This window comes from Streptomyces sp., from assembly GCF_035644915.1.
In the GTDB taxonomy this organism is placed as follows: Bacteria; Actinomycetota; Actinomycetes; order Streptomycetales; family Streptomycetaceae; genus Streptomyces.
Window position 1 is genome coordinate 23589 of the sequence record NZ_DASQNP010000006.1, and the last position, 16084, is coordinate 39672.

At 75.1% G+C, this 16084-nt stretch carries 16 protein-coding genes; 9 read left to right on the forward strand and 7 right to left on the reverse strand.

Annotated features, from left to right (window positions below):
• Nucleotides 1-138: 138 nt before the first annotated feature.
• A complete protein-coding gene (locus VE546_RS01090; protein ID WP_324916748.1) occupies nucleotides 139-849 on the reverse strand; it encodes a response regulator transcription factor in 711 nt (236 codons plus the stop codon).
• A 408-nt stretch (nucleotides 850-1257) separates the two neighbouring features.
• On the opposite strand from VE546_RS01090, the gene VE546_RS01095 reads away from it, so the two are divergent.
• Nucleotides 1258-2523 carry a PP2C family protein-serine/threonine phosphatase gene (locus tag VE546_RS01095; RefSeq protein WP_324916751.1) on the forward strand — a complete coding sequence of 422 codons (1266 nt, stop codon included), beginning with the start codon at nucleotides 1258-1260 and terminating at the stop codon, nucleotides 2521-2523.
• A gap of 48 nt (nucleotides 2524-2571) precedes the next feature.
• Here VE546_RS01095 and VE546_RS01100 read toward each other — a convergent pair whose 3' ends face one another.
• The gene (locus VE546_RS01100) at nucleotides 2572-3810 is read right to left on the reverse strand and encodes a sensor histidine kinase (protein ID WP_324916754.1); all 1239 of its coding nucleotides are present in this window, start codon (nucleotides 3808-3810) and stop codon (nucleotides 2572-2574) included.
• Nucleotides 3811-3890: 80 nt separating this feature from the next.
• Here VE546_RS01100 and VE546_RS01105 point away from each other — a divergent pair, with 80 nt between their 5' ends.
• A complete protein-coding gene (locus VE546_RS01105; RefSeq protein ID WP_324916757.1) occupies nucleotides 3891-4310 on the forward strand; it encodes an ankyrin repeat domain-containing protein in 420 nt (139 codons plus the stop codon).
• 58 nt (nucleotides 4311-4368) lie between these two features.
• Here the strand turns inward: VE546_RS01105 and VE546_RS01110 are convergent, their stop codons facing one another.
• Both VE546_RS01110 and hemC read right to left on the reverse strand, forming a co-directional pair.
• Nucleotides 4369-4941, reverse strand: coding sequence for an NAD(P)H-dependent oxidoreductase (locus VE546_RS01110; RefSeq protein ID WP_324916758.1), 573 nt, complete (start codon nucleotides 4939-4941; stop codon nucleotides 4369-4371).
• Between the two features lie 96 nt (nucleotides 4942-5037).
• Complete coding sequence (gene hemC, locus VE546_RS01115; protein WP_324916761.1) at nucleotides 5038-5973, reverse strand: hydroxymethylbilane synthase; 936 nt, start codon at nucleotides 5971-5973, stop codon at nucleotides 5038-5040.
• Between the two features lie 201 nt (nucleotides 5974-6174).
• Here hemC and VE546_RS01120 point away from each other — a divergent pair, with 201 nt between their 5' ends.
• From VE546_RS01120 to VE546_RS01145, 6 genes are all read left to right on the forward strand, one after another.
• The gene (locus VE546_RS01120; RefSeq protein ID WP_324916764.1) at nucleotides 6175-6411 is read left to right on the forward strand and encodes a hypothetical protein; all 237 of its coding nucleotides are present in this window, start codon (nucleotides 6175-6177) and stop codon (nucleotides 6409-6411) included.
• Nucleotides 6408-6671 carry a hypothetical protein gene (locus tag VE546_RS01125; RefSeq protein WP_324916767.1) on the forward strand — a complete coding sequence of 88 codons (264 nt, stop codon included), beginning with the start codon at nucleotides 6408-6410 and terminating at the stop codon, nucleotides 6669-6671. The genes VE546_RS01120 and VE546_RS01125 overlap by 4 nt, the downstream gene beginning before the upstream one ends.
• Before the next feature lie 248 nt (nucleotides 6672-6919).
• Complete coding sequence (locus tag VE546_RS01130; protein ID WP_324916769.1) at nucleotides 6920-8002, forward strand: sulfotransferase; 1083 nt, start codon at nucleotides 6920-6922, stop codon at nucleotides 8000-8002.
• Nucleotides 8003-8461: 459 nt separating this feature from the next.
• Nucleotides 8462-9343: a TIGR03620 family F420-dependent LLM class oxidoreductase gene (locus VE546_RS01135; RefSeq protein ID WP_324916772.1), complete on the forward strand. Its 882-nt coding sequence runs from the start codon at nucleotides 8462-8464 to the stop codon at nucleotides 9341-9343.
• A 362-nt stretch (nucleotides 9344-9705) separates the two neighbouring features.
• Nucleotides 9706-10893, forward strand: a complete 1188-nt coding sequence (locus VE546_RS01140) for an adenylate/guanylate cyclase domain-containing protein (protein ID WP_324916775.1) — start codon at nucleotides 9706-9708, stop codon at nucleotides 10891-10893.
• Nucleotides 10877-11398: a Pycsar system effector family protein gene (locus tag VE546_RS01145; RefSeq protein WP_324916778.1), complete on the forward strand. Its 522-nt coding sequence runs from the start codon at nucleotides 10877-10879 to the stop codon at nucleotides 11396-11398. The genes VE546_RS01140 and VE546_RS01145 overlap by 17 nt, the downstream gene beginning before the upstream one ends.
• 115 nt (nucleotides 11399-11513) lie before the next feature.
• On the opposite strand, the gene VE546_RS01150 is transcribed toward VE546_RS01145, so the two are convergent.
• Complete coding sequence (locus VE546_RS01150; RefSeq protein ID WP_324916780.1) at nucleotides 11514-12458, reverse strand: LysR family transcriptional regulator; 945 nt, start codon at nucleotides 12456-12458, stop codon at nucleotides 11514-11516.
• A gap of 135 nt (nucleotides 12459-12593) precedes the next feature.
• Entirely contained in the window at nucleotides 12594-13193 is a 600-nt protein-coding gene (locus tag VE546_RS01155) for a GNAT family protein (RefSeq protein WP_324916782.1), read from the reverse strand.
• 137 nt (nucleotides 13194-13330) lie between these two features.
• On the opposite strand from VE546_RS01155, the gene VE546_RS01160 reads away from it, so the two are divergent.
• Entirely contained in the window at nucleotides 13331-15355 is a 2025-nt protein-coding gene (locus tag VE546_RS01160; RefSeq protein WP_324916784.1) for a flavin monoamine oxidase family protein, read from the forward strand.
• 122 nt (nucleotides 15356-15477) lie between these two features.
• Here the strand turns inward: VE546_RS01160 and VE546_RS01165 are convergent, their stop codons facing one another.
• Nucleotides 15478-16065, reverse strand: coding sequence for an HAD-IA family hydrolase (locus tag VE546_RS01165; RefSeq protein ID WP_324916787.1), 588 nt, complete (start codon nucleotides 16063-16065; stop codon nucleotides 15478-15480).
• Between the last annotated feature and the right edge of the window lie 19 nt (nucleotides 16066-16084).

Consider the following 16084-nt stretch of genomic DNA (forward strand, 5'->3'; position numbering starts at 1 on the left):
CCGGGGTTGCGGCCGCACGCCCCCGTCCCCTAGGGGCCGCGCCGCCCGGACCCCGACCCGTACGGCCGGGCGGACGTCCGGCGGTGGAGCGCTCCGGCCCCGCTACGCCGGGTGGTGCTCCCGGACCGCCCCGTGGTGCTACCCCAGCCAGCCCGGCGTGATCATTCCCGACTCGTAGGCGAGGATCACCAACTGCGCCCGGTCCCGTGCGCCGAGCTTGGTCATGATGCGGCTGACGTGCGTCTTCGCGGTGGCCGGGCTGAGCACCAGCCGCTCGGCGATCTCGTCGTTGGACAGCCCCGCGCCCACCAGCGACATGACCTCCCGCTCGCGCTCGGTGAGCGCGTTCAGCCGGGGAGAGGGGTCGGGCTGCCGCGCCCGCCCGGCGAACTCCGCGATCAGCCGCCGCGTCACCGCCGGGGCGATCAGCGCGTCGCCGCGCGCCACGACCCGCACGGCGTGCAGCAGCTCCATCGGCTCGGTGTCCTTCAGCAGGAAGCCGGAGGCGCCCGCGCGCAGCGCCCCGTACACGTAGTCGTCCACGTCGAAGGTCGTCAGGATGACCACCCGCACCCGGGACAGCCGCTCGTCGGAGACGATCCGCCGGGTGGCCTCCAGGCCGTCCAGCTCCGGCATCCGGATGTCCATCAGCACCACGTCGGGCCGCAGCTCGCGCGCCAGGGCGACGGCGCGCCGCCCGTCCCCGGCCTCCCCGACGACCTCGATGTCCTCCTCGTCGTCGAGGATCGACCGGAAGCCCGCCCGCACGAGGGTCTGGTCGTCGGCGAGGAGGACACGTACCCTCTGCCCGTCACGGTCTCCGCGGTCTCCGGATGGGTGCTCAGCCATGGCACGAGCCTATGCCGCACGCCACCGCGGAAGCGGCGGGGCGGTCCGTCCGCCCGGTCCCCTCCCCGGCCGCGGGGAGCGGGGAGGACGGGGGGAGGACGGAGCAGGGGCGTGGAACCCGTCACACCACCCCGGCCACGGAGCGTGACGAGCCGGACGGCGTGCGAGCGGCCGGACGGGGCGTCAACCGCCCGCATCCCGGCCGGACGGACGCCCCCGGGCGGTCCCGGCCGCTCCCGCGCACGAGGCGGCGCACCCGGCGCGGGAGCGGCCGGTCCCGTGATCCGCCGGGTCCGTTCGACCCTGTGCCCGGGACGGTGAGGGGGTAGTGTTCGAGGCATACGGTTGGCACAGTCACCGGCGGCAGGTCCCGGTCCTCGGCCGACGTCGCACCGGAGGGGAGGGAGCATGATCGAGGCGAGCCGCGACATCGACTACGCAGCCCTGTTCGACGCCATCCCCACCCCCGTAGCGGTGCTCGACCCCGACCTGGTCATCGTGGCCGCCAACCATGCGTACCTGGAGGTCACCGGGCGCCGCCGGGAGGACCTGCTCGGCCGGTACGCGTTCGACGCCTTCCCGCCGAACCCGGCCGACCCCCAGGCCGACGGCCTGCGGAACCTCCTGGCCTCGTTCCGGCGCGTCCTGGAGACCGGCAAGCCGGACACCATGGTCCTCCAGCGGTACGACATCGCCGTGCCGGGCAAGGAGGGGACGTACGAGGAGCGGTACTGGAGCCCGGTCAACACCCCGGTCCTCAACCCGGACGGCTCGGTGGCCCTGATCATCAACCGCGTCGAGGACGCCACCGCGTACGTGCGCGACAGCCTCGCCAGCCCCAGCAGCCTGACCGGCCGGGGCGACGAACTGCGGGCGGTCGGCGGGAAGATCGCGGAGGCCGAGCTCTACGCCCGCGCGCGCGAGCTGTACGAGCACAACGAGCGGCTCCGGGCGGCCCACGCCCGTGAGCACCAGGTGGCCCTCACCCTCCAGCAGGCCATGCTCCCCACCCACATGCCGCTCCAGCACCGCAACGCGGCCGTCCGCTACCGGCCCGCCATGGGGTCGCTGAACGTGTGCGGCGACTGGTACGACCTGATCAACCTCAGCGACGACCGCTTCGCCGTCGCCGTGGGGGACGTCGTCGGCCGGGGCCTGGAGGCCGCCAGCGTGATGGGGCAGCTCCGCAGCGCCCTCAGCGCCTCCATGCGGGTCGCCGACGGCCCCGCCCAGGCGCTGTACGGACTCGACCTGTACGCCCGCTCCCTGGACGGCGCGCTGGCCACCACCACCGTCAAGATCGACATCGACACCCACACGCACACCCTCACCTACAGCAGCGCCGGGCACCTGCCCCCGATGCTGTGCCACCCCGACAAGCGCGTCGAGTACCTGGACCAGGCCACCGACGTGCCCCTGGCCGCCCGGAGCAGGCCCTCCCACCGGCCCCAGGCGGTCACCACCTACGACCCCGGAGCCGTCCTCATCCTGTACACCGACGGGCTCGTCGAGCGCCGCGAGGAGACCATCGACACCGGGCTGGACCGGCTCTCCGAGAGCCTGGCCCGGCACAGCGACCTGGGCCCCGAGGAGATCGCCGACAACCTCCTGGAGGACCTCGGCGTGAACGACGGCAACCCCGACGACATCGCCCTGGTCGTCATCCGGCTCTGAGGGTCCCCCCATCCGGCTCCGAGGACCCCGCCATCCGGCTCCGGGGCCTCACCGCCCGCCGTCGCCGAGCGGCAGCCGGGCCTCCACGCGGAAGCCCCGGACCGGGCCCCGGCCCCCGCCGTCCCCGCCGCCCTCACCGTTCCCGCGGACGTTCCCCGCGGTCAGTTCGCCGCCCAGCGCCCGGGCCCGTTCCGCCATCCCCGCGATGCCGCTGCCCGTGCCCGCCCCGGCCGCCGCGTCCGCGTCCTCCGGCGCGCCGCGCCCGTCGTCCTCCACCCGCACCCGCAGGTCGTCCCCCTCGTACCGGAGCGTGACGACCGCCCGCCGCGCCCGCGCGTGGCGGGCCACGTTCGTCAGGGACTCCTGCACGATCCGGTACGCGGCGTGGCCGACCTGCGGCGGTACGAGCCGCCCCCGCGGTCCCTCGGTCTCCAGCCGCGCGTCCAGTCCGGCCGCGCGCGCCCGCTCCACCAGCCCGCGCACCTCCTCCAGACCGGGCGCGGGCGCGGTCGGGGCCGCCTCCTCGCCCGCCTGCCGCAGCACCCCGAGCGTGGCGCGCAGCTCGCGCAGGGCGTCCTTGCTGGTGGCGCGGACGGCCTCCAGCGCCGCCACCAGCTCCGCGGTCCCCTCCGGGCGCCGGGCGTGCCGGTGCAGCGCGGCGCCGGACTGCACGTTGATCAGCGACAGGCTGTGGCCGATCACGTCGTGCAGCTCCCGGGCGATCCGCAGCCGCTCCTCCGTGGCGGACTGCCGCGCCCGCACCTCCTTCTCGCGCTCGGCCGCGCTCGCCCGCCGCTCGACCTCCCGCAGGTACGCCTGCCGGTTCCGCTGGGCGTGCCCGAAGGCGATCACGCCGAACAGCCAGCCGGTCAGCAGCACCATCGCGGCGTCGTCCACGTGGCGCCGCTCCCCCGGCCGGGGCACCAGCTCGCCGTACCCGACGGCCAGCATCGTCAGCACGGCGAGCGCGACGGCCGCCGCGAGGTGCCCCCCGGCCGCGACCGTGTAGAGGGCGACGACGTAGGCGATCATGGGCAGGGCGCTGTCGTACGGGTTGACCGGGTAGTAGACCCCCGCGCACAGCAGGGCGACCAGCGCCACCGGCACCGGCCACCTCCGCCGCCAGTACAGGACCCCGCAGCCGACCGCGATCAGCAGCCAGTCGAGGACCATCGCCGGCCACGGTCCGCCGATGACGGCCATCCGGTACGCGTTGTACCCGGCCAGGACCAGCGCGACGGCGGCGGCCGACAGGTGTGCGGGACGGCGGGTCGCGGGCAGTCGCATGGAACGAAGCGTACGTAGGGTGAGCGCCACCGGCGCGGCGCCGCCGACGGCACGACGACCACGACGACGAGGAGGACCCGATGTCCGACGCCCCGACCCCCGCGAGCGACGAGCCCGCCCACGACCCGGAGGTGCTCCAGCTCGCGGCCAAGGTCTTCGATCTCGCCCGGGACGGTGACACGGACACCCTCGCCGCGTACGTGGACGCGGGCGTACCGGTCAACCTGACCAACGACAAGGGCGACTCGCTGCTGATGCTCGCCGCCTACTACGGCCGCACCGCCACGGTGCGGGCCCTCCTCGAACGCGGCGCCGACCCCAACCGGATCAACGACCGCGGCCAGAGCCCCCTGGCGGGAGCGGTCTTCAAGGACGAGGAGGAGATGGTGCGGCTGCTGCTGGAGGCGGGCGCCGACCCGTCCGCCGGACGCCCGTCGGCCATCGACACGGCGCGGATGTTCGGCCGGGACGGGCTGCTGGGGCTGCTCGGCGCGGAGTGACGGGCCGGCCGGGCGGCGGTGCGGGCCGCCCGGCCGGCCCCGGCCGGGTGGCGCCGGCTCACCCGGCCGCCGGGTACGGCGTCTCCTCCCGGGCCCGCCGCAGGGCCAGCGCCCACCACGCGAGCTGGTCCAGCAGCACGGTCGCGGCCTGCGCCACCTCGTCCTCCCGCACGTGCTCGCCGTCGGGGCCGAAGTCCTCCCACGCGTCGTGGAAGCTGACCACGTCCCGGAGGGTGACCGCGTGCTGCTCGGCGAGGACCCCCCGGAGGTGCTCCACCGACCGCAGCCCGCCGGCCCGCCCGCCGTACGACACGAAGCCGACCGGCTTGGCGAACCACTCCGTCCTGATGGAGTCGATCGCGGTCTTCAACGGGCCGGGGAAGCTGTGGTTGTACTCGGGCGTCACGATCACGACGGCGTCGGCGGCGCCGATCCGCTCCGCGAAACCGCGTCCGCCCTCGTCCGGCTGCACGAGGTCGATCACGTCGAGCTTCACCTCGTCACGCCGCTCGGCCTGCCGCACGAACCAGTTGCCCACGGTGGTGACGAACCGTCCCTCCCGCACGCTCCCGAGGATCACGGCGAGCCGGTACTGGTCCTGCCGCACGGCGGCGTTCGTGTCGGTGGTCATCTCGCATCCCGTTCTGTAGGAGTTCTGCCTGCGAACGAGAAGGTAGAACTTCAAGCAGACTTGAAGTCAACTGCGCCGCCGGAGCGTCCCGGAGCGCTAGTGGGCGATGCCGTCGATCAGGTCGCGCGCGCCCTGGCGGAGCAGGGCGACGGCGACGGAGGTGCCGAGGGTCGCCGGGTCGAGGCGGCCCGCCCACTCGTGCGCGTTGAGGACCGTCTTGCCGTCGGGGGTGAACACGGCGGCCCGCAGCGACAGTTCACCGCCGCGCCCGACCCTGGCGTACCCGGCGATCGGGCTGTTGCAGTGCCCCTGGAGGACGTGGAGGAACATCCGCTCGGCGGTGGCCTCGCGGTGGGTGTCCGGATCGCCCAGGTCGCTGACGGTGTCGATGACGGCGGTGTCGTCCTCCCGGCACTGCAGGGCGAGGATTCCCGCGCCGATCGGCGGCATCATCACCTCGGGCGACAGGACCTCGCTGATCACGTCCGTGCGGCCGATGCGCTCCAGGCCGGACACGGCCAGCAGCAGGGCGTCCGCCTCGCCGGCCGCCAGCTTCTCCAGCCGCCGGTTGGCGTTCCCGCGGAACGGCACGCACCTCAGGTGCGGGTAGGAGGCGGCGAGCTGCGCGGTACGGCGCACGGAGGAGGTGCCGATCCGGGTGCCGGGCGGAAGCTCGTCCAGGGTGAGCCCGCCCGGGTGGACGAGGGCGTCGCGGATGTCGTCGCGCTTGAGGAACGCGGCGAACACCGTGCCGGCCGGAAGCGGCCGGTCGGCGGGCACGTCCTTGACGCAGTGCACCGCCAGATCGGCCTCGCCGGCCAGGAGGGCGGCATCGACCTCCTTGGTGAACGCCCCCTTGCCCTCGACCTGGGAGAGGTCTCCCAGCCACCGGTCGCCGGTCGTCTTCACCGGAACGACCTCGGTGCGGATGCGGGGGTGGCGCGCGGCCAGCTCGGCGCGGACCCGCTCCACCTGGGCCAGGGCCATGGGCGAGTCGCGGGAGACGATGCGGATCAGCTCGGGGGCGGACATGGCGCCCACCCTAGGGCGTCGCGCGCGCCCCGGCGGACGATCCGGCCACCGCGGGCCCGTCCGGGGCCGGATCCGTCCTCCGCGGCGGGCCCGTCCGGGGCCGTGGACAAAACCCCGCCACTACTGGCGTCGGAAAGCGACGATCGGGATACAGAAAGTGATAGTCGCCCGTTAGAGGGCCATCACGGAGCACGGAGCACGATGGAATCCCGAATTCAGCACCCTTCGGCGGCCTTCGCCGACAGCGAGGACTTCGCCCGCGCCGCGACGGACGCGGACACCGCGGCGGAGGTCCTGCTCGGTTTCGACGACAGGGGGTTCTGGTGGACGCCGGTACCCGTACGCACCGCGCCCGGGCCGGCCTTCGTGCCGACCGCGCCGCTCGCGGAGCTGCCGGAGGAGGCCGTGGACGCGCTGAGGGCGTGGGTGGCGCGATGAACACCCACGAGCGCGCGGACGGGCGGAGCGGACGGGAAGCTCTTCCCGGGATCACGGTCGGTTCGGTGGTGCGGGATCTGCGGGACGGCCGCGTGGGGGACGTGATGGACATCCACCCCGGGCGGGTCTGGCTGCGTCCGCTGGGCGGCGGGCGCGAGTGGGACGCGGCGCCGGACGAGGTCCAGCCGCTCACCCCCCGCGAACAGCTCAGCGCCCGCCTCGCCGCCGCCAACGCCCGCAGCCGCCGCGACCTGCCGTGACTGCCGTGACCCGTATGGCGCGTGACCCGCGTGACGGGAGCCCGCCGGCCGGGGCGGCCGGCGGGCTCCGGACGCACGGGCGGGGACGGCGCGAACGGGAGCCGGAGCGGGAGGACGGCCGTGGCCCCGGTGCGGCCGCCCCCGCGGGCAGGCCGCCCGCGCGAGGCCCCCTCGTCCGCCCGCCTCGTCGGCCGGGTTGGCCGGAAGTCGTCGTGCACGTACCGTGCGCGCCCGCATACGCTGCGCCGGTGGAGATCATCGGCGAACACCGGCGGCAGGACCCCGGAACGGAGGAGGCGGCCACGCGGCCGCTGTCCTTCGTCGTGGGCACCGGACGGAGCGGTTCGACCGCGCTGTCGCGCGTCCTCAACCTGCATCCGGAGGTCCTCAGCCTCAACGAACTGCTCTCCTCCGTCGGTCCGGAGGGCATGCCCGAGGGCTCCCTCACCGGCGAGGAGTTCTGGCGGCTCCTCGCCGACCCCAACCCGGGCTTCGACAGGATGATCCGCAGCGGCGCGGCCATACCGGAGTTCCTGTATCCGCGGCGCCCGGGACGCTTCTCGGCCGGGACCACCGGCATCCCCGGGCTGTGCATGATGGTGCTGCCGCACCTCACCGACGACCCCGACGGGCTGCTGGACGAGCTCGCGCCGCGGGTGTCCGCCTGGCCGCGCCGCCCGGTCGAGCGGCAGTACCGGGAGCTCTTCGGCCTGCTGTGCGCCCGGTTCGGGCGGCGGGCGGTGGTGGAGCGCTCGGGGTTCTCGGTGCGGTGGGTGCCCCGGCTGCGCGCGGGCTTCCCCGAGGCGGGGTTCGTCCACCTGCACCGCGACGGCCCCGACTGCGCCCTCTCGATGAGCCGCCACACCGGCTTCCGGCTGCTCCTGCTCCAGGCCGAGATCCTCGCCCGCCTGGGGCTGGAGCCCGGCACCGAGCTGACGCCGGAGCACGCCCGGGAGCTGCCGCCGGACCTGGCCGGGCTGCTGGAGGGGGACACCTTCGACCCCCGGCTGGTGTCCGACCGGGAGATTCCGGTGGCCCGGTTCGGCGAGCTGTGGTCGCGGTTGGTGACCGAGTGCGTGGCGCACCTGGAGAAGGTGCCGGAGGCGGCCCGGATGAGCCTGGCGTACGAGGACCTGCTGGACGCGCCGGAGGAGGAGCTGTCCCGGCTGGCCGGGTTCGTCGGCGTGGAGCCGGACCGGCGGTGGCTGGCGGCGGGCCGGTCGATGCTCGACGCGAGCCGGCGCGGGGCCGCGCTGCGGCTGCCGCCGGACGAGCTGGCCGCGCTGCGGGACGCCTGCGCGCCGGGAGAACGGGCGCTGGCCCGGGCGTGATCCGGGGGCGGAGTCCTTCGGCCTTCCGGGCTTCCGGGCTTCCGGGCTTCCGCAGAAACGATCATGCTGCGGTGGCGGCCGGCCTCCCCGGGAACGCCACAGGCCGGGAGCCGGACACCCGCGATCGCACCCGCGATCGACCGGGGAAGCACACCGCGGGGCGCCGCCTCGTCGACCGACGCCGGAACGCCGCTCACCGCCGGGCGGGCCGCCTCCGCACGACGTCCGCCCATCCGCGCACCGGGCTCCGTACCGGCCCCGGGAGTCCCGCGCGACCGGCGGAATCCGCAGGACACCGCGGGCTCTGACGGACCGTCGGCGAACCGGGCCGGCGGGCGGCGGAATTCCGGTGGCAGTGGCCGGTGTTGGGCACGAGCGACGACGTACGGCCCGGCGAGGGGCCGGACACATGCGGGTGACCGCCCGCCACGACCACACCGGATCCGGGGAGCCACCGCGATGAGCGACACGAACACCTCCGTCATCGGACGCGCCGTGGGGCGCCACGGCATCTTCGGCTGGTTCTCCGCCGCGGCGCCGGCCGAGCGCGACGAGGCCGCCGCCGAGTTGGAGGAGCTGGGCTTCGGGGCCCTCTGGCTCCCCCACAGCACGATCGAGGAGGCCGCCCCCCTCCTCGCGGCCACCCGGAACATCGCCGTGGGCACCGCCATCCAGAGCATCTGGCGGTACGGGGCGGCGGACACCGCCGTGCGCCGGGCGGAGCTGGAGGCCGCCCACCCCGGTCGGCTCGTACTGGGCCTGGGGGTCAGCCACCCCCAGATGGTCGACGGCTACCGCAGCCCCCTCTCGGCGATGTCCGGCTACCTCGACGAACTGGACGCCGCCGACCGGCCGCTGCCCGCCGACCGGCGCGTCCTGGCGGCCCTCGGCCCGAAGATGCTGGGCCTGGCCCGGGACCGCGCGGCGGGCGCGCTGCCGTACCTGGTGACCGCCGAGCAGGTCGCGGCGGCCCGGGAGACGCTGGGCCCGGGCCCGCTGCTCGCCCCCGAGCTGGGCGTGGTGCTGGAGCAGGACCCCGGACGGGCCCGGGCCCTGGCCCGCGAGGCCCTGGCGATGTACCTGTCGCTGACGAACTACACCAGGAACTGGCTGCGCGGCGGCTTCACCGAGGACGACTTCTCCGGAGGGGGCAGCGACCGCCTCGTCGACGCGCTGTTCGCCTGGGGGGACGAGGAGCGCGTACGAGCGCGCGTGGACGACTTCCTGGCGGCCGGAGCGGACCACGTCGCCCTCCAGCTCATCGACGACCAGTCCCCCGGCACGCTGCCGCGCGAGGGGTGGCGCCGCCTCGCCGAGGTCGTCCTGCCCGGCCGGGCGTGAGGTCCGGCGGCTTCCGCGCCGCGCGTCCGGCGGCCGTCCGGGCGGCGGACGCGCGGTGCGGAGGCGCGCGGTGCCCGCCGTCCCGGAACCGCCCGGAGCCGTCCGTGGAGCGCCCCGCGCGGATGCCCTGCCCGCGAACACTTATGGGCACGGAGTGTGCAGGCCAGGGCGTTTCCGGCGACAGGAAGCATCCCGAGTCGTCTTTACCGGACTCTTCCCGTCATATGAGTCCATTCCCTTCTCATGTCGCACCAGGTGCTCATAGTCTCGTGTGACCCCTGAGCCGGCCCCGCCCCACCGCGTGTTCTCAGGGCATCCCCCCTCCGCCGCATTCAGCCACGCATTCAGCCAGGGGAAGCACCGTGAGCGCCGACGCATCCATCGATCACCACAACACGTTCAGCAACAGCAGCAGCCAGGTGGAGCGCACCATCCTCTTCGCCGACCTCACCGGCTCCACCGAGATGAAGCACCGGATGGGCTACCTCGCCTGGCTCCCCATCCTCGGCAGCTTCCTGGACATCACGACGGAGGCCGTCACCGGGCACGGCGGCACCATCGTCAAGTACCTCGGCGACGGCGCCCTCGCGGTGTTCGAGGAGGACCACGCCCACCAGGCGATATGCGCGGCGATCGAGATCCAGGAGAGCCTGCGCAACAACGACCGGCGGGCCGCCCTCGGCGAGACGCGGGCCACCATCGGCATCGCCACCGGGAAGGTCATCGAGTACCCGGCCCCGGGCGGCGGAGGGGCCATGGACTACGTGGGGTCCGCCGTCGACCTCGCGGCCCGCTTCAGCAGCGACGCCTCCCCCAGCGCCATCTGGATCGACACGGACACCTACGGAGCGGCCAACCACCACAAGGTCAGTTCCATCATCGGCCGGGCGAACCACAGGAAGGCCGCGGACTACTTCTCCCGCGAGGAGCAGGCACCGGCCAAGGGGTTCCCCAGCGGCGTGCCCTACCGGGAGGTCGTCTGGGACCAGAACCCCTTCGGGGTGAAGGGCGCCGCGGTGACCGAGACGATCAGGAAGATGGAGGCGGCGCGGCCACCGTCCCCCCGCCCCCAGCCGCCGGCCCCGCAGTCCGAACCCCTGGAGGGCACCGTGAACCGGTGGTTCGGCGACTCCACCAAGGGCTTCATCTCGACCGTCGGCCACGGCGACTACTACGTGGACGCGCGCTTCGTCGTCGGCGGGCAGAGCCTCACCGAGGGAGCCGCGGTCCGGTTCGTCCCCCAGCCGCCCGTGACCCCCGACCCCGACGCGAAGCCGGTCGCCGGGTGCACGGTCCAGGAGGGGCACAGGTTCCGGGGCACCTTCAACAACGTGCTCGCCAGCGGGTTCGGCTTCGCCGACGTCCGCGACCAGCGCGGCAACCAGCAGAGCCTGTTCGTGTACCTCGGCGGGAACGCGGCGGGCCACCGCATCGGGGACGTCGTCCACCTGGAGGCCGTGCGCAACCGCAAGGGGCTGTCCGCCCGCGTGGTGGACGCCCCGGCCGACGAGCACCCGGACGAGGGCGCGGTGGATGGCCGGCACCCCTGACACCGCCCCCGACACCGCCGCCGACACCCGTGCCATCGACTCCGCGCTCGCCGAGGTCCGTGCCGAACTGGTGCGGGCCGACCAGAAGGCGGCCACGCTCCTCGCCCTGTTCTCGGCGATGGCGGCCGGCATCCTGACGCTGTTCGTCGTCCGCCGGGGAGGGCTCTTCTCCCTGTGGAACGGCGTGGAGTGGCTCGCCTGGGCGGGCACGGCCGCCCTGGCGGGCAGCCTGGCGCAGTTGCTGTTCTGCGTCAGGCCGCAGGGCAGCGGCCGGCCCACCGGCCGCTCCTACTTCGCCTTCTACGCGCTCCACGCGGACCACCCCGACCGGCTCATCGCCCACCTGCGGTCCGTGAGCGCCGCGAACGGGGAACGGTGCGTCCACCTGGTGGCGCTGTCCGTCCTGGCGAGGAGGAAGTACCGGATGATCGCGCGGGCCGTCGACCTGCTCGGCTGCTCGCTGCTCCTGATCGCGGGGGCGATGCTCGTCTCCGCCCTGCGCTGAGGGAGGCCGGCGGGGCGGGTGCCGTACGGCGTCCGCCCCGCGCGGCCGGCGGTCCTCCGGTCTCCGGTCTCCGGGCGACCTGGTCCGGACCGCCCGGCGGTGACGGTCCGGGTGATCACGGCTCGCCGGCGGGGGAGGACGGCACCGGCCGGTGACCGGTGGTCTCCGGTGCGGGCATGACCTTGCGCAGCCGCTCCAGGAAGGCCCGGGCCGCCGGTCCGGACGGGCCGTCCGCCCGCCAGGCCAGGGCGATCCGGCCGCGCAGCCGCGGCCGTACGATCTCCAGCACCCGCAGCCGGTCCCCGTGTCCGGCCGCCGAGGCCGCCGGCAGCACGGCGACGCCCAGTCCGCGCTCGGCGAGCTGGGCGAGGACGTGCGGGGCCGCCGCCTCGAAGCCGACCCGCGGCCGGATCCCGGCCTCCGCGAAGGCCCGGTCGAGCACGCCGCGCAGCCCGGTGCCGGGCGGCAGGCTGATCAGCGTCCGGTCGCCGAGCGCGGCCAGCGGCACGCTCCCGCACCCGGCCAGGGGGTCGTCCGGGGGCACGGCCGCGACCAGCGGCTCGTCGATGACCACCTGGAGGCGGATGTCCGGCGGGGGCTCCTCGCCGGTGAGCCCGACCATGGCGACGTCCAGCTCGCCGCGGTGCAGCGCGGCGAGCATCCGGTCCGAGACGTCCTCGGTGAGGGTGATCTCCACGTGCGGGTGGTCGTCGTGGAAGTCGGCCAGCACGGAGACCACGTCCAGGTCGTGCGTGGCCGCCGCGGAGAACAGCCCGACCGTGACCCGGCCGCGCAGCAGCCCGGTGAACTCCTCCACGACGTGCCGCGCGGCGTCGGCGGCGGCGAGCGCGGCCCGCGCGTACGGCAGCACCGCCTCGCCCGCCTCCGTCAGGCGCACCGAGCGGCTGGAGCGGTCCAGCAGCGGCTGCCCCAACTCCCTTTCGAGCTGGCGGATCTGCGCGCTCACCCCGGGCTGTGCGACGTGCAGGCGCGCGGCGGCGCGGGTGAAGCCGCCCTCCTCCACCACGGTGACGAAGTACCGTAGCTGCCGAAGTTCCATGACCTCCGACCCTAGTTCCCGCACGGGCGGGAGCGCTGGGTTATGGCCCATCGGCAGCCGCCGACGGCCGTGCCGTCAGACCGCGTACGGCGGGACGCGCGGTGCGGGCGGCGCCCCTCCGGGCCGGCCGTGCCGTCAGGCCGGACGGTCCGACCGGTCCGACCGGTCCGGGCGCCGCGGCCGGTCCAGGCGCACCCACGCCGTGACGGTCCCGTCCCCGTGCCGCTCCAGGTCGGCGCCCGCCGAGGCGAGCAGGCGCCGGGTGGCGGCGTTGGCCGCGCTCGTACTGGCGAACAGGCGGGCGGCGCCGCCCGCGCGGGCCGCGTCCAGGAGGCGGGCGAAGACCGCCGTGCCCACGCCCCGGCCGCGGTAGGAGCGCCCGAGCCACACCCCCGCCTCGACCGCGTCCGGCTCCGGCCGCGGGGCCAGCCGGGCGGCTCCCGCCACCTTCTCCTCCACCTGCCCCGTCTCCCCCGTCTCCGCCACGACGACGGCGTACGTGACCTCCGCCGGCCCCTCCATCGACCCGGCGCCCGGCAGGCGCGACCGGTGGAAGCGCAGGAACGCCTCCCGGCGCGCCTCCGTCCACCCGGCGGCACCGCCCCGGTCGTCCTCGTCCACCGGCGGCATCACCTCGCCGGGGTCGGCGTCGGCGACGGCCGTGGCCAGCAGCGCCGGCAGCAGGTCCTCGTCCAAGGGGCGCAGGGTGACGAGTTCGGGGATCGCGGTCTCCATGGGGGCACCATGCCCCACCGCACGCGCCCGTATCCAACGCCTTTTCACACCCGAAAGTCGTTCCCTTACGGGGGAATTCGGCGCGTGTCCCCGTGCGCCGACGCGCCGCCGGGCCCTCGGGGCCTTAGGCAGGGCTCATGCGTGAAGACCATCACACTGTGGACACCGACACCGCCGCCCCGCCCCTGTCCCGCCGGCGGTTCACCGCCGGCGCCGGAACGGCCGCCGCCGTCGCCGGGCTCGCCGCCTCCGCCCCCGCGGCCTCCGCCCGTCCCGCGCCCCCCGTTCCCGAGCGGCCCACCGACACCGCGGCCTCCGCCGACTGGAACACCTGTCTGGCGGTGGCCCGCGCCATCCTCCTCCTGGACGAGCGGAACGAGGAACTCGCCCCCCGGTACGCGAAGATCCTGCACCACGACGGCCTGCCCCGCGCCGGGACCTCCCCCAAGAGGGTGCTGGTCGTCGGGGCGGGCCCGGCCGGGCTCACCGCCGCGCTGCTGCTGCGGCAGGCCGGGCACGACGTCACCGTCATCGAGGCCAACGGCAACCGGGCCGGAGGCCGCGTCAAGACCTTCCGCACCGGCGGGCACGAGGGCGCCGCGCAGCCCTTCGCCGACCCCCGGCAGTACGCGGAGGCCGGGGCCATGCGCATCCCCGGCAGCCACCCCCTGGTCATGGGGCTGATCGACCGGTTCGGCCTGAAGCGCCGCCGCTTCCACCTGGTGGACGTGGACGCCGACGGCGAGCCCGCCTACCGCACCTGGATCAACGTCAACGGCGTCCGCGTCCGCCGCGCCGACTACGCCCGCTCGCCGCGGGCCGTGAACCGCTCCTTCGGCGTGCCCGAGGAGCTCTGGGACGTCCCCGCCGCGACGATCCTGCTCCGCGCCCTGGACCCGGTGCGCGACGAGTACAGCACCGTCGGACCGGACGGCAAGCGCGTGAACAAGCCGCTCCAGGAGTGCCTGGCGGGCTGGGCGCGGGTCGTCCAGCGGTTCGGCGACTGGTCGATGCACCGCTTCCTGACCGAGCACGCCCGGTTCGACGAGCGCACGATCGATCTGATCGGCACCCTGGAGAACCTCTCCTCCCGGCTCCCGCTGTCCTTCCTCCACAGCTTCCTCGGCTGGTCGCTGATCAGCCCCGGCACCACCTTCTGGGAGCTGGAGGGCGGCACCGCCACCCTGACCGACGCGCTGCTGGCGCAGGTGCGCGACCGGGTGCGCTTCGACCGCCGCGCCACCCGGATCGAGTACCGGCAGGGGAAGCAGGGCGACCGCGACGACACCCCGCACATCGGTGCCGACGGGCCCGCGGTGTGGATCGACACCGTCTCCGAGGGCCGCGACGGCCTGGTGGTGCGCGAGCAGTTCACCGGCGACTGCGCGATCCTCACCGTGCCCTTCTCCGGGCTGCGGCACGTCCAGATCGCCCCGCCGCTGTCGTACGGCAAGCGCCGGGCCGTCACCGAGCTGCACTACGACAGCGCCACCAAGGTGCTGCTGGAGTTCAGCCGCCGCTGGTGGGAGTTCGGCGAGGACGACTGGCGGCGCGAACTGGAGCGGATCCGGCCGGGGCTGTACGACGACTACCGCACCGGGAAGGCGCCCGACGACGGCAGCCTGCTGGGCGCGCACCCGTCCGTCCCGCGCGGCCACATCACCGACGCCCAGCGCGTGCACTACACCGCGTGCCGCTGGATCTCCCGGGACCAGCCCGAGGCGGCGCGCGTCGTCGGCGGCGGTTCGGTGTGCGACAACCCCAACCGGTTCGTGTTCCACCCCTCGCACCGCGTCGCGGGCAGCGAGGGCGGCGTCCTGCTGGCCTCCTACAGCTGGGCCGACGACGCGCGGCGCTGGGACGCCCTGGACGACGACGCCCGCTACCCGTACGCCCTGCGCGGCGTGCAGCAGGTGTACGGGCAGCGCGTCGAGGTCTTCTACACCGGCGCCGGGCGCACCCAGAGCTGGCAGCGGGACCCGTACGCGTACGGCGAGGCGGCCGTACTGCTGCCCGGGCAGCACACCGAGCTGTTCCCGCGCCTGGGCACCCGCGAGGGCCCGCTGTTCTTCGCGGGCGACCACACCTCGATCAGGACCGCCTGGATCGAGGGCGCCCTGGAGTCGGCCGTACGGGCGGCGCTGGAGGTGCACCGGGCGTAGCCGCGCGGCCCGACCGCGATCCGCTGTCCGCACGACGCGCCGGGCCATGGGGTCCGGCGCGTCGTGCTCCGCGGCGGCGCGGGCGGGCGCGGCGCGCGCCGGTGCCCCGTGGACGGCGGCGGTCAGAGCGGGAGGCCCGGCACCTTCCTCAGGTCGGCGGGCGTGCGGTGGAGCAGGCCCCTCACCCCGAGCGCGGCGGCGGCCTCGACGTTCTCCCGCCGGTCGTCCACGAACAGGCACCGGCCGGGCGCGACACCCGCCCGCGCCGCCGCGATCTCGTATGTCTCCCGGTCCGGTTCGGCCACCCCGACCAGGGCGCTGTTGACGACGTGGTGGGCCGGGTCCGTCAGGCCCATGGCCGCCAGGTCGTCCTCCAGTTCCAGGGAGGCGTTCGTCACCAGCACCAGCGGCATCCGCGCCCGCACCCCGCGGAGGACGGCCACCACCTCGCCGTCCGCCCGGAACGGCGCCGCGGCGAGCGCCGCGCCCAGCTCGCGCGCCCGCCGCGGCGGCACCCGGTCCGCGAGGGCGAGCGCGACCGACTCCGCCCAACGCTCCCGGGTGATCCGGCCCAGCAGCAGCGGCAGGTCCACCTCCGGGGCGAAGGCCACCGCGGTGGTCGTGCCCACCGGCAGTCCGGCGGCGCGCTCCAGCTCCGCCGGCCGGGTCAGGTCGTAGAAGCGGATCACGTTGTCGAGGTCGCACAGCACCGCGTCGAAGGGCCGACCG